Raw genomic sequence first — 12,339 nt, forward strand, 5'->3', positions numbered from 1 at the left:
GAGGGTGCAACGTTATCTCGTGATGCTATCTGTTGGTAAACGTTAAGTATTATTGCAATTGATTTATGCTTTATTGTGATGTTTTGATGGTGTTTATTATCCTTTGGTATACATTTGGTCTACAAATGGTCTACACTACCCGGAGAACGTGAATAGACTATCCAGCTTCTCGGCGGCTATTTTATCTGCTTCTTGTAGAGCGTGACCATACACATTCATGGTGGTGGTAATATCTGCATGGCCTAGCCTTTCCGATATAATTTTAGCATGAACCCCTTTATTGATTAATAATGTTGCAGATGTGTGTCTGAGATCGTGGAATCGTATTTTCTTAAGTCCATTGTAATCAAGAAATTCTATCCACCATTTCGTGGGTCGATTGAAGTACAATGGACCGCCACTACTGTTAGGGAATACAAATTCATGTTCTTTCTCAGTCCAGCGATCCATTCTTTTAAGCTTATCCTGAAGGTAAAATCTTCTGTACTGTTTCATCATTTCTATAGTTGATGTCGGTAAGGAGATGGTTCTGATTGAGTTCTTTGTTTTTGGTTCTTTAATTACTGGCTTACCACCGTCTTCGATTGATATTGATTGCACTACCTGAAGTGTACCTTCTTCTAAATTAATGTGTTTCCACTCAAGTGCAATTAATTCACCTCGCCGCATACCTGTTGATACCGCCAATGTTATAAGCATTTTGAATATGAATGGTTCTTGTTCCAACGCCTTAAAAAGTTTCCTTACATCTTCCTCGTCATACACTTGAATATCTTTCACTGGCTTTTCCTTTGGCTTCTTGACGCCTTTCATTGGATTGTCTTTAATAACATTCCATTCAACGGCCCTAAGAAATACGCTCCGTAATACTCTGTAAATGTAGACCGTAGTAGCAGAGGAGACACTTCCATCTTTTCCATCCAGTCTGGTATTAACTGAATCTAAGAATCGAATGATATGCATTGTTTTTATCTTGCTTATCTGTACATCTTTGAAATGTGGGATAATTCGGTTATTGAGGTGGGTCACATAATTTTCTATAGACTTTAACTCTAGATGCTTATTGGCATACTTAGTTTTCCATTCTTCAACAAATGCTTCAAATGACATTTTTTCAGGAGAGATAAACTCACCAGACTCAACCTCAACAATAAATTTGGCTAGTTCTAAATCAGCTTCCTTTTTGTTTTTTGCTTTTACTGTTTTTGTTCTTTTGATTCTCTTACCTAACGAGTCGTAACCTAATTCAACAGTCAATAAGTAGGATTCTTTTCCTCGTTTTCGTGCCGAAGCCATAGGAGATACCTCCTCAATTATTAAAGATCCATTTGAAACTCTGGCTTAAAATGACCGGCGTATACTCCACATATATGGACCTCATTAGGGAAAACCTCTATTGTTCTGTACTTAGAGTTTTCTGGCACCAATCTAATAACGTTTCTCTCAGCTTCCCAATACACACGCTTAAGAGTCCCTTCCTCACCATTAACAATAACTGCTGCAATCTGACCGTTTCGTTCAACCCAGTTACTCGCTCTTAGATAAACGATATCACCGCTTTCAATACCGACTTGGTTCATGCTGTCACCTTGAACTCTAAGAGCGTAGTCAGGTTTCTTCTTGTTTAGCATTGGGTAAACAACGAAGTCTTCGACATTCGAACTTGCAATAAGTCCGTCACCAGCACAAATTGTTCCGACCAGCGGAATGGTGCCCCATGGATTATCAATGCTAGATTCCTTTAGCAAGGCATCCAGCTTTTCATTTGTTTCTTTCAACAGCGTGTCTGAAGTTTCATCAATGATTCCAGCTTTTTCTAATACTTCGTAGTAATTGATGTCATAAGCGTCTGCAATTTTTTTGAGAGCTGAAGGAGAAGGAGTGACTTCCTTTTTGGTCTTGCGATTGATGCCTAATTCAATGTCTCGAATATATGAGTAAGATACACCGCTCTTTTCTGCTGCATCTCGAAGTGAAATTTTTTTCTGTTTTCTGATACCCTCTAGGTACTGTCCCAACTCATTCATCAAAAACCCTCGCTTCCTCTATATACCAACAATATCGACATGACTCATTGTATAGTATATCCAACAAAAAGTAAAGTAAACAACACAAAAATACTGAAATAAAGTTTTTAATTGTTGTTGACAACACAAAACTATAGGAGTAGTATGTGAGGTGTAAATGAATTAGGGCAGAGGAAAGGAGGATATATGTGCAGAACAACATCAAGTTTCTGAGACGTAGTAAAGAATATGATCTAACCCAAGAGCAATTAGCCAAGGAACTACGTGTTTCAAGAAGTACTGTTTCGCATTTGGAAAGAGGCGGGGAAGTTAGTGGTGTAGTGGTATTGAGAGTAGCTAACTTCTTTAATAAGGACCCGAGGGAAATTTTTTTTACCAACGATGTTGGGTAAACAACACAAAATAATGGCGGGGTGAACTTGTGAGTAATGAGGATAGATTAAAAACCGTCGGCCAGAAGCTAATTCTACTTTCTAAATTACGTTATGGGATTCGTGCAGATCCGATTAAAAAAGCGGAGTTCCTTGCAGGAGAAGTAGGCATCAAAACTTCAGTAGCCGTATCAGCTATATGTGCTGCTTTAGACGGATGAAAAGGAGGGAAGCCAAATGACGACACTTACGGTTGCTGAAACTGCTGGGAAATTAAAGGTATCAACCAGCACTGTTTATGAACTAGTGAGAAAAAAACAAATACCACACTTTCGGATCGGTCAGAAAATCTTCTTTAGAGTGGATACTTTGGAAAGTTGGATTGCGAACCTTGAGGTAGGAGGTATGAAATGAATCAATTAACTATTAAGAACAAAAACGGGAGCTAGTCGCTGATAGCCGGGGGATAGCTCTAATGACTGGAAAGAGACATGACCATCTTCTACGTGATATCGATGGGTACTGTGAGATCCTCATGAATTCTACTGACCCCAAAATTGGGGTGAGTGATTTTTTCGAAGCATCAACGTATCAAGATGGTACCGGAAGAACGTTGAGGGGGTATGACTTAACCCGCAAAGGTTGCGATATGGTAGCCAACAAGATGACCGGAGAAAAAGGTGTGCTGTTTACTGCCACTTATGTAACTAAATTTGATGAAATGGAAAAGTCACAATCACTTGATCTAACCGGACTAAGCCCTCAGCTTCAACTCCTGATCGCTATGGAGCACCGTCAGTTGCAGATTGAACAACGCCAGCAACAAACGGAAAGCCAACTCACAACCATCAAAGAAACGTTCTTACAGCGTGATGACAATTGGCGGCAGAAGATCAATGGTCTTTTGAACGGGGCGGCCCGTAGCTCTGATATGGATCATAAGGAAGTGCGGAATATGAGCTATCAAATCTTGAAGGACCGCACCAACTGCAAGTTAGAAACGCGGTTAGAGAACTTGAGAAAACGATTGTCTGATTCAGGAGCAACAAAAACCCGGATAGCTGATGCGAACAAGCTAGACATTATCGAATCTGACAAAATGCTCAAAGAAATCTATACAACGATTGTAAAGGAATTATCGATTGGCACTTTAGTTTAAAACGCATGAATGGAGAGTGGTCACATGAAAGACCTAGCTATCCATACTAGCCATCGCCGTTTAGCTGAAATAACATTCTTGAATTTAGATCGTAACGGAAAGTTGATCATTGATGAAGTAACGCTTCGAGTGCTTGAACCTTACTTACTGCAAAATCTTGAGATTGTTAGAACGTTGGATGAACTTAGTAACTTGTCCATGGTTGCTTATACGGCCGGGGATACGGAATGGTTACACGCAATATGTGGATCAATCGAATATGTGAAGGAAGAGTCTTCTATCCAGAAGGGAGAATGGAAATGACAGATAGTCGCTTGAAACAACGGTGTGCCGCAACTATCAGGCTTCGTGAGCTTGAGAAGATGAAGGGTGAAGCATGCTTGATGGATGCCGGGTCAGATTGGATTGATAACGCAATTGTTGAGTTGGAAGAAGAGTTGCGCCGCAAGGAAAGCGAGTCATGATCTATTTACTAACCGCATGGCTACTGTTTAACATTTGGTTCCCGATAGTTTTGTACATGCGTGGTGACAGCCATGAAGTGTGAAGGTTGCAATAAAGAAGCGAAGTACATTGTCTATGACCAGCCGCATTGCACAACTTGCATGCTGGATGCGGTCGAATGTAGAGGATACGTGGAAGTGAGGTGGTTGGAGGATGACGATACGAATAAAATTCAGCGAGAATTTAGCGGATCAGACGGCCATGAGTAAAGCCGGGGGAAGCATCGTAGTGCCGACAGGCAAAAAGCCCATGTTTTCGTTTCCTACTGAATTTCATTATCGGCAGTATCTCACGTATAAGCGTGAAATGAAAAACGCCCCCGGCGGCAACCAGGGACGTTAGATAATAACTTATAAAAAAATTGTTACGGAAAACATATCAGATTATTCGGAGGTTGTAAATATGCACATCAAAAAAATTGAGATAAAGAACTGGCTTGGAATCAAAGAATTGTTCTTTGCTCCTGGCAAGTTCAATAAAGTTTCAGGTGATTCAGGTAGCGGAAAAACGAGTCTTGTAGAGGCATTGGAAAAGGTGTTTACCAATAAGAACCGCCGAACTGAGGTAGTTCGTCACGATCAAGAAGAGGCAGAGCTTTTCGTGGAGTTGGATGACGGACTCCAAACTCTACGGAAGGTTCGAACTGAAAAGGCTGATTACCTCAAAGTGAAGCATGAAAGCATGGCTGTCAACAGTACTGAAGCTTTCTTACGGCGGCTTATTAACGGCGATATCTTCCGACCGATTGAATTTGTCCAAAAGACCGCAAAAGAGCAAACAGAAATCATCCTTAACATGCTGCAAATCGAGTGGTCCGTGGATGATATCAAGGCTTGGTTTGGTGAAGTGCCTGAGGCAGATTATCAGTTACACATACTTCAAATCCTCAAGCAAATCGAGACCGTATATTATGCTGAACGTGAAAGTATTAACCGTGAAATCAACTTGCTTCGGGCCAATATCGAAGGAATTAAACGCGACTTGCCAGCTAATTACAACGGAGTTGAATGGAAAGAAGTTAACCTTCAAGAGCTATATAAAAAGTTGTCCAATGCTGAGGAATCAAATAAACGTTTACAAGAAGCTCAAGCACTCATAGAGGGTCTATCTATTCGGATTAAGGATATCCAACAACGATCTGCCAACGCTTCTATGGAGAAGAAGTTGGACTATCAGCGGCAGCGTGATTCCTTTAATGACACAATTAAACGTTTGGAAGAAAACATGCAGCAGGAACAAGCGAAAATCGATGACGTGGATCGGCGCATTCTGGAAACTAATTCACGTCTTGATAATGAGCTGGAACAAGCAATCGAAAGATTGAAATTGCAGTATCAAGCGAAGAAGCAAACAGCCCGTGAAGATATCCACCAAGAAGTGGAACAATCCCGTGTGTTTATAGCAGAGTACAAGGAACAGGTGGCAGAGAAAAAGTCTTCACTGATGAATATTGACGAACATGAGCGGAAGGACTTGGAGAAGATTGCAGACCATGAAACTAATCTCATAGCATCAGAGAACGAAAAGTCAGGGAATGCCCAGCAAGTCATTGACACTATTGTATGGGCCGATCCTGAGCCGTTGAAGCAAGCTGCTGATGAGGCTGCAAGTATGAAAGAATACCTTCGAGAGTGGGAACGGATGAACGATATCATTCGCGAGAAATTGACACCGAAAGAGGAACGAAGTGCAGAGCTTACTTCCAAGATCAAAACGGCTAGAGAATTACCAATGGAATTACTTAAAACCGCTTCACTGCCGGTGGAAGGTCTGTCTGTAGATGAGCAGGGACGCATCAGAATTGATGGCACATTGATTGATGGTCTGTCTGAGGGAGAAGCTCTAGGGTTTGCTTTTAAACTTGCCAAAGCTCAAGCAGGACCACTCAAAGTCATCTGTGTTGATGGCTGGCAAAATCTCGGCAGCAGACAGCGTGAAATCATCGAAACATCTAAACAGGACGACTATCAATATTTTGTTTTGGAAACAGTTGACGGTCAAGATTTGAATCTCGAAGTGGTGGAGGGATAATCCGTGACAATGGACTATGTGACAAAAATACAAGACGCACTGGATCGGGAGCTAGATGCTAAGCATGATGCACTACCATCAGGATTCAAGAAGACTCGTTTCAGCGAAAATTGCAGGGCTTACGTAAAAGACTATAAGGATCTTCAGAAGTACGATGCAGAAGAAGTAGCCTCGGTTTTATTCAAGGGAGCTGTTCTTGGATTGGATTTCCTCGCAAAGGAATGCCATGTCATCACAGAAGGAAGCGCACTGCGCTTCCAGACGGATTACAAGGGAGAGATGACGCTTGTTAAGAAATATAGCGTCCGTCCTATTCTTGATATTTACGCGAAGAACGTCCGTGAAGGAGATGACTTCAGGGAAGAGATTAGCGGTGGCAAGCCTCTTATTCACTTCAACCCTCGTGCCTTTAACAACAGCAAAATTACCGGTTCGTTTGCAGTAGCGTTATTCACTGATGGCGGCATGGTCTATGAGACCATGCCAGCTGAAGAGATTGAAAGCATACGAGAACACTACGGTAAAAACCCCGGTAGTGACACATGGGAGAAGAGCCAAGGAGAAATGTATAAACGAACTGTGCTTAGACGACTTTGCAAAACAATTGAAATAGATTTTGATGCAGAGCAATCCTTGGCATATGAAGCTGGTAGCAGTTTTGAGTTCGACCGAGAACAACAACCTAAAAAGCGTAGCCCGTTCAATCCTCCAGAAGTTGAGGAAAGTGAGGTGTTGTCCAATGACGGAATTACTGAGACTCAATAAAGAAAATTACTTCTCGTTAGAAGCTAACAGGCAATACATGTCTGTCAGCCAGTTCAAGGGCTTTCTCCCCTCCTATGGGGGGTGTGAAGCCCAATCCATGGCTAAACTCGCCGGAGAGTGGGAAGACGCTCCCAAGGGAGCCTTTGACGAAGGTCATTACCTTCACGCTTGGAATGAAGGCACTCTTTCAGAATTTAAGGCAAATCACCCTGATATCTACAGTAGTCAGGGAGCAACAAAAGGACAACTCAAAGCCAACTTTAAGCATCTGAACAAACTCATTGAAGTGCTTGAGAATGACCCAATGGTAATGGATGTATTAGCCGGTCGAAAAGAAGTCATTATGACCGCAATGTTTCACGATATCCCATGGAAAATAATGATTGATAGTTACCAAGTCGAGGTTGGGGTGTTCGCGGATCTCAAGGGGCTTAAGTCCATTGACGGGAAATGGTGGAATAAAGAGGCTCAAGCCTACGAAAATTTCATTGAACATTACGGATATGACATTCAAATGGGCGTTTATGCGGAAATTGAAAAACGACATTCTTCTGGTGCTGAATGGCTTCTACCTCACATGGTTATCGTCACAAAAGAAACCGTTCCAGACCATGAAATCATCTATTTTGACTATAACGATATAACCCGAGTTGAATATTGTAGCCAATAACATTGAACGAGTTAAGGCGGTTAAATCAGGACTTGCTAAACCAATACGCTGCGAACGTTGCGATTATTGTAAATCGACAAAAAAAATTACACGAGTGAAATTAGTATCAGAACTGAGCTTGTATTAAGGAGGAATTAAATTGATAAACCGTGTGGTATTAGTGGGGCGCCTGACACGTGATCCTGAACTCAGGTACGGGCAAAGCGGAACAGCCGTTACCAAATTCACTGTAGCTTGTGATCGGCGTGGTGGAGAAGAAGCAGACTTCATTCAAATTGTCACATTCAGAAAGACTGCTGAAGCATGCGCCGAACATCTGAGGAAGGGAAGATTAGTCGCCATAGAGGGAAGGTGGCAAACGGGGCGTTATGAGAGTGAAGGTAGAACGGTATACACCAATGATTGTATTGCTGATAACGTCCGCTTCCTAGAATCGAACCGCGATAACGGACAGTCCAGCAGCCAGCCAAATACAAACAAAGGTGACCCATTCAGTGAAGACGGAAAACCAATTGACATACCAGACGATGCTCTTCCTTTCTAGGGGGTGGTCACATGATTGATTATGGATTTCACCCGGTTCCTAAGTCAGAGAAGAAGACTAAGGAACGGCGAAACAAGATTAAAACCTCACAGCGCAAGAGGAAGCCTAAAGACGCTGGTGAGCTGACAAAAGAACAGGTTCGGGAAGAAGTCAAAAAACGGGATGGTAACTGGTGCTTACTTAGCGGTAAGCCCGGTCCTGGACTCCATCTTCACCGGGTAGTGTATAGCGGCATGGGTGGCGGTAATGGCAAATACGAAGTCTGGAACTGTGTGCTGCTTTCTAACGAAATGCACACTCTAGTACATTCCAGCAAGCGCACATGGATGCCGCTGCTACTGGACTACTTGATGACAAAGAAGCAAGGCAATGATACTTCACACATCTTAATGGAATTACGAGATAAAGCGAAATAAGCAGGTGGTGAGATGGCCGGGAAAGGTTGGATAAGTATACACCGTAAGATGCTGGATAATCCGATAGTGTGCAAAGACAGTGATCATATGGCGGTGTGGGTTTACTTGCTGCTAAATGCTACACATTCAGAGTATCCGGCCCTTTTCTCCGGTAACAAAATAATGCTTCAACCAGGGCAATTAATCACTGGTAGAAAATCAATAGCGGAGAAATTGAATATTTCAGAAAGCAAGGTACAACGGATACTAAAATCGTTCGAAAGTGAACAACAGATTGAACAACAAAACGGCAACAAAAACCGCTTAGTGACGGTGGTTTCATGGTCTGAGTACCAAGATAGTGAACAGCAAGATGAACAACAAGTGAACAACAAGCGAACAACAACTGAACAACAAGTGAACACAAACAATAATGTAAATAACAAGAACAATGTAAATAACAAAAATAAAAAAGATACAATACCCAAAATTAAATTTGCTGAATTCGTTTCTCTCACTCAAATCGAATACGACAAATTAACAGCAGAACACGGGGAAGAGAAAACAAAACGAATGATTGAGATCCTTGATAACTACAAAGGAGCGAATAACAAGAAATACGCTAGTGATTATAGAGCGATTCTAAACTGGGTTGTAAAACGAGTGGAAGAGGAGGAGCAGCGTGAACATAAACGATCTGAACCTTTCTCCAGAGGACAAACAACTGCTGGTCAATACAGTGCGAACGGCTCCAACCATTCCAGCACGAACGGTAAACAGGTCGCCGATCCAAGGAATGCTTCAGAAGTTGGAGGAGGACCACAAGATCGAGGAGATCAAAAGACACCTTCGAAGTACGACCAGTTTGTTCGCAGATGATCAACACGAAGGAACATATTGCTGTATTGGCTGTAGAAAAGAAATAACTCGCACTTATTTCCCTTTCAAAAAGCAATGGGGCTTGAACAAAGGCTGTCCATGTGTAGTGGCAGAGAGCGAAAAGGCCCAACTGGAGACAGAACGGAGATTTAGACGCGGGAAGATGGAGCGGATATTTTCCCGTAGTATCATGAACGAAAAACTTAAGCAAGCATCCTTTGATAGTTTCATAGCCCGTACAGGGACGGAAACAGCCCTCTCAGCCGCTTTAGAGTTCGTCAGGACTTACGAGACCAGAGAGACGGGAATCCTCTTCTACGGGCCTCCTGGTAACGGGAAAAGTCATCTAGCTGCATCGATACATCACGAACTAAACAGACAAGGGTTTGTATGTCTCTTTTTGGATGTACCGCAGCTCATAGAAATGGCAAAAGGAACGTTCAAGAATGATTCAAAAATAGCCATTACAGACATCGTTTCAGGAGCAGTATCTTGCGACCTTCTGACGCTGGATGAATTGGGAGCTGGGAGCATTACTGAGTTTGAGTATAAAGATATTCTGTTCCCGATCCTTAACGGCCGGCAAGGGAAAATAACTAACTTCACTTCAAACCTTGATCTTGAACGGTTGGAAAATTGGCTCCTGAGAGATAAGCAAGGAAAGATTGTAGACGAAGATGGGCGGCTGTTCGACCGCATCCTAGGATGTACGGATATATACGAAAACACAGCAACCTCGAAGCGCCGGGAGGATGCTATAAAACGAATGAGTGGAGGATGACAAAGTGATGGAGAACAAGCAAGACACTGAATTAATCGAAATCATCATGAACTGTGAACTTGATATAGATTGCCGGGTGCATGCAGCTAAAGAAATCATCAAGCGGTTAGGAGTGAATGCACAATGGCCCGTAGGAAAAAGAATTATGAATACGTAATGGATGACATCTTCGGTTCGCTGGAATTCCCGATCTTTGAATGCTTGATGAAAGCTGATTCTATGTTATCGAAATTGAGTGAAGAGGCATCTTGCTTCGGGGTCCCAGCAGAGTATCGAAAGAATTACATGAGAGTCAAGATTACGGACATGATTGATCAGATTGCAGAGAGACGGGAAACTGAAAAGAAAATCAAACCAAGTGGGAGGCGGGGCTTACATGAGAAAAAAATTCGAGAAAGGCCAGCCATACCGACCAGCAGCTAAGGTTGCAAAGGTAAAGAATGGAACACCAACAGTTCTGCTAATACGGGGTAAACGCTATGTGCTTGACCACAAGGACAGGGGGAAAGCGAAATGAACCGTTTAATCATTCCAGGTACAGCACCCAGCGTAAACCACATGTATCAGAATGCAAAAGTTGGTCGCCGCATGATGAAGGTACTAAAACCTAAAGCCCGAGCATGGTTTGACGAAGCGGTTTTACACACCAACGTATGGCGAAATAAATATAGGTGGTCTACAGCTAATGAGAAGGTCATTGTACGGCTTTGGTACTATTTCCCGGATGCTAGGAGGCGCGATACGCATAACACCTTAAAAGCGCTCCTAGACGCCTTAGAAGACGGATGCATATACGAGGATGACAAACTAGCATTGCCGCAGATCATGGATTACGAAATTGACCGGAAGAATCCAAGGATTGAAATAGAATTCGAAGTGGCTGGATAAGGCAGCAACCATCGTCAAATTGACGTGAGTTGGCATTATTCCGTACCCCGTTACACCCTATAAACCAAACTGGTGTTCCATCAAATACAAATTATGGAGGTAAATATGAACGTTCAATACGAGCAAGTAAGAGAGTTTCACACGGCTTTCGCTCAGGAAATGCCAGAACGCCCCACCATGTTGAACAAAGGTCGAACAGCTTATGACAGGTTGGTAATGCAAGATTACACTTTTTTGCTCAACAAGCATTGTAGAGAAATGAAAGCAAAGCAAATTTCAAGTGATGTAGTGAAACGATCTTCCTGGATGCTAGAAGAACTAATTGAGTTCATGGAAGCAGAAACCTTGGAAGATCAAGTGGACGCATTGACAGATCTGATTTACTTTGCAATCGGCACATTTACTCTGATGGGAGTTAAACCGGAACCATTCTTCAATATCGTACACGCTGCCAACATGGGCAAATTGCACGAAGACGGAAAGCCGAGATTTAACGAGCAAGGAAAGATCGTAAAGCCTGAGGGATGGGCTGAGAAATATGCGCCGGAACCTAAGATTGTTCAAGAACTGATGCGTCAATCAGACGAATTAAATTAAGATCCATGTCCCAAATCCAGAAATTTTTGTCCCTATATCATGTAAAGGACTTTCACAAGGGAGGATTCAAATGGGAGCATTAAAAGCAATCAGCAGGATAGATAAACGGATGGATGACCTATTCATAACGATTGATAAATCAAACCGCATTTGCTTAAACGCAAATCTTCAGAAGGAACTTGCGCTAAAAGGGAATGACGACCTGTTTTTGTTCTATGACGAATCTGACCGTAGATTAGGCATTTCAAAAACCTGTGATGATAAAAGCGTTGTGCCTTTCACCTTTGACGCTCGGGGTTATTGCTCACAGGCTAAAAGTTTCTTGGCATGGTACGGATTAAGCGCCGATAACGAATCGATGCGAATGCTGTTTGAGGGAATGGAGAACAACGTTTACGTATTCAGATCACCTGGGCGAATGAAAAACAGTTTCAGGCAAGCTAAGAACGGCGATTTGGAACGTCAAAATTAACCCCCAAAGGAGCGATAGCGGATGATCGGAAAAGCGAATGAAATCTTTGTGAAGCAAATCAAGACGATAGAAAATGACCTTGACCTTCGTATCTCAAATTTTTTAATCAAAAACCCAACCTTTCAAATTATACAGATGGACTTCACGACAGTCATGATGGTACGTGGAAGCTATCAACAGCAAACTCAATACGCCAGAGATTCAGTGTTCATTACCTACAAGCAGGCTTAACCCCCATACCCCATATAAGGAGAGA

General features: G+C 42.4%; 22 protein-coding genes and 1 pseudogene. 21 read left to right on the forward strand and 2 right to left on the reverse strand.

Going from position 1 to position 12,339, the window contains the following annotated elements:
• Window positions 1-135: 135 nt before the first annotated feature.
• Together JCM10914_RS25690 and JCM10914_RS25695 are read right to left on the reverse strand one after the other, a co-directional pair.
• Window positions 136-1,296, reverse strand: coding sequence for a site-specific integrase (locus JCM10914_RS25690; RefSeq protein ID WP_023966502.1), 1,161 nt, complete (start codon window positions 1,294-1,296; stop codon window positions 136-138).
• A gap of 20 nt (window positions 1,297-1,316) precedes the next feature.
• Entirely contained in the window at window positions 1,317-2,027 is a 711-nt protein-coding gene (locus tag JCM10914_RS25695) for a LexA family transcriptional regulator (protein ID WP_023966504.1), read from the reverse strand.
• Window positions 2,028-2,215: 188 nt separating this feature from the next.
• Here JCM10914_RS25695 and JCM10914_RS25700 point away from each other — a divergent pair, with 188 nt between their 5' ends.
• From JCM10914_RS25700 to JCM10914_RS25775, 21 genes and pseudogenes are all read left to right on the forward strand, one after another.
• On the forward strand, window positions 2,216-2,419 hold the full coding sequence (locus tag JCM10914_RS25700) for a helix-turn-helix transcriptional regulator (protein WP_036720143.1): 204 nt from the start codon (window positions 2,216-2,218) through the stop codon (window positions 2,417-2,419).
• 29 nt (window positions 2,420-2,448) lie between these two features.
• A complete protein-coding gene (locus JCM10914_RS29070; RefSeq protein WP_156332332.1) occupies window positions 2,449-2,619 on the forward strand; it encodes a hypothetical protein in 171 nt (56 codons plus the stop codon).
• A 16-nt stretch (window positions 2,620-2,635) separates the two neighbouring features.
• Window positions 2,636-2,812, forward strand: coding sequence for a helix-turn-helix domain-containing protein (locus tag JCM10914_RS28650; RefSeq protein WP_081739899.1), 177 nt, complete (start codon window positions 2,636-2,638; stop codon window positions 2,810-2,812).
• 34 nt (window positions 2,813-2,846) lie between these two features.
• Window positions 2,847-3,557 (forward strand): annotated as a pseudogene (locus JCM10914_RS25705) (Rha family transcriptional regulator); the annotation flags it as partial.
• 24 nt (window positions 3,558-3,581) lie between these two features.
• Window positions 3,582-3,860, forward strand: a complete 279-nt coding sequence (locus JCM10914_RS25710) for a hypothetical protein (RefSeq protein ID WP_023966508.1) — start codon at window positions 3,582-3,584, stop codon at window positions 3,858-3,860.
• Window positions 3,857-4,021: a hypothetical protein gene (locus JCM10914_RS29075; protein WP_023966510.1), complete on the forward strand. Its 165-nt coding sequence runs from the start codon at window positions 3,857-3,859 to the stop codon at window positions 4,019-4,021. The genes JCM10914_RS25710 and JCM10914_RS29075 overlap by 4 nt, the downstream gene beginning before the upstream one ends.
• 193 nt (window positions 4,022-4,214) lie before the next feature.
• Window positions 4,215-4,403, forward strand: a complete 189-nt coding sequence (locus tag JCM10914_RS25715; RefSeq protein WP_036720150.1) for a hypothetical protein — start codon at window positions 4,215-4,217, stop codon at window positions 4,401-4,403.
• Window positions 4,404-4,463: 60 nt separating this feature from the next.
• Complete coding sequence (locus tag JCM10914_RS25720; protein WP_023966514.1) at window positions 4,464-6,092, forward strand: chromosome segregation protein; 1,629 nt, start codon at window positions 4,464-4,466, stop codon at window positions 6,090-6,092.
• 9 nt (window positions 6,093-6,101) lie between these two features.
• Window positions 6,102-6,857, forward strand: coding sequence for a RecT family recombinase (locus JCM10914_RS25725; protein WP_036720176.1), 756 nt, complete (start codon window positions 6,102-6,104; stop codon window positions 6,855-6,857).
• Window positions 6,832-7,527 carry a PD-(D/E)XK nuclease-like domain-containing protein gene (locus JCM10914_RS25730; protein WP_023966518.1) on the forward strand — a complete coding sequence of 232 codons (696 nt, stop codon included), beginning with the start codon at window positions 6,832-6,834 and terminating at the stop codon, window positions 7,525-7,527. Before JCM10914_RS25725 ends, JCM10914_RS25730 begins: the two co-directional genes overlap by 26 nt.
• Complete coding sequence (locus JCM10914_RS31550) at window positions 7,508-7,654, forward strand: PD-(D/E)XK nuclease-like domain-containing protein (protein WP_148300263.1); 147 nt, start codon at window positions 7,508-7,510, stop codon at window positions 7,652-7,654. Before JCM10914_RS25730 ends, JCM10914_RS31550 begins: the two co-directional genes overlap by 20 nt.
• A 12-nt stretch (window positions 7,655-7,666) precedes the next feature.
• Window positions 7,667-8,071, forward strand: a complete 405-nt coding sequence (gene ssb, locus JCM10914_RS25735) for a single-stranded DNA-binding protein (RefSeq protein WP_023966520.1) — start codon at window positions 7,667-7,669, stop codon at window positions 8,069-8,071.
• Between the two features lie 11 nt (window positions 8,072-8,082).
• A complete protein-coding gene (locus JCM10914_RS25740) occupies window positions 8,083-8,487 on the forward strand; it encodes a hypothetical protein (protein WP_023966522.1) in 405 nt (134 codons plus the stop codon).
• Window positions 8,488-8,499: 12 nt separating this feature from the next.
• Complete coding sequence (locus JCM10914_RS29435) at window positions 8,500-9,345, forward strand: hypothetical protein (protein WP_023966524.1); 846 nt, start codon at window positions 8,500-8,502, stop codon at window positions 9,343-9,345.
• 106 nt (window positions 9,346-9,451) lie between these two features.
• Window positions 9,452-10,126, forward strand: a complete 675-nt coding sequence (locus tag JCM10914_RS25750) for an ATP-binding protein (RefSeq protein WP_158442482.1) — start codon at window positions 9,452-9,454, stop codon at window positions 10,124-10,126.
• 4 nt (window positions 10,127-10,130) lie between these two features.
• Window positions 10,131-10,283: a hypothetical protein gene (locus tag JCM10914_RS29090; RefSeq protein WP_156332333.1), complete on the forward strand. Its 153-nt coding sequence runs from the start codon at window positions 10,131-10,133 to the stop codon at window positions 10,281-10,283.
• Window positions 10,284-10,502: 219 nt separating this feature from the next.
• A complete protein-coding gene (locus tag JCM10914_RS29440) occupies window positions 10,503-10,643 on the forward strand; it encodes a hypothetical protein (protein WP_158442483.1) in 141 nt (46 codons plus the stop codon).
• The gene (locus JCM10914_RS25760) at window positions 10,640-11,014 is read left to right on the forward strand and encodes a RusA family crossover junction endodeoxyribonuclease (RefSeq protein ID WP_036720152.1); all 375 of its coding nucleotides are present in this window, start codon (window positions 10,640-10,642) and stop codon (window positions 11,012-11,014) included. Before JCM10914_RS29440 ends, JCM10914_RS25760 begins: the two co-directional genes overlap by 4 nt.
• 105 nt (window positions 11,015-11,119) lie before the next feature.
• Entirely contained in the window at window positions 11,120-11,611 is a 492-nt protein-coding gene (locus JCM10914_RS25765) for a hypothetical protein (protein ID WP_052019927.1), read from the forward strand.
• A gap of 70 nt (window positions 11,612-11,681) precedes the next feature.
• Window positions 11,682-12,083 (forward strand): hypothetical protein, encoded by a 402-nt coding sequence (locus tag JCM10914_RS25770; RefSeq protein WP_023966532.1) that lies wholly within the window; start codon window positions 11,682-11,684, stop codon window positions 12,081-12,083.
• A gap of 21 nt (window positions 12,084-12,104) precedes the next feature.
• Window positions 12,105-12,314, forward strand: a complete 210-nt coding sequence (locus tag JCM10914_RS25775; RefSeq protein WP_023966534.1) for a hypothetical protein — start codon at window positions 12,105-12,107, stop codon at window positions 12,312-12,314.
• Window positions 12,315-12,339: the final 25 nt, after the last annotated feature.

The sequence above is a fragment of the Paenibacillus sp. JCM 10914 genome (genome assembly GCF_001315105.1).
In the GTDB taxonomy this organism is placed as follows: domain Bacteria; phylum Bacillota; class Bacilli; order Paenibacillales; family Paenibacillaceae; genus Paenibacillus_AQ.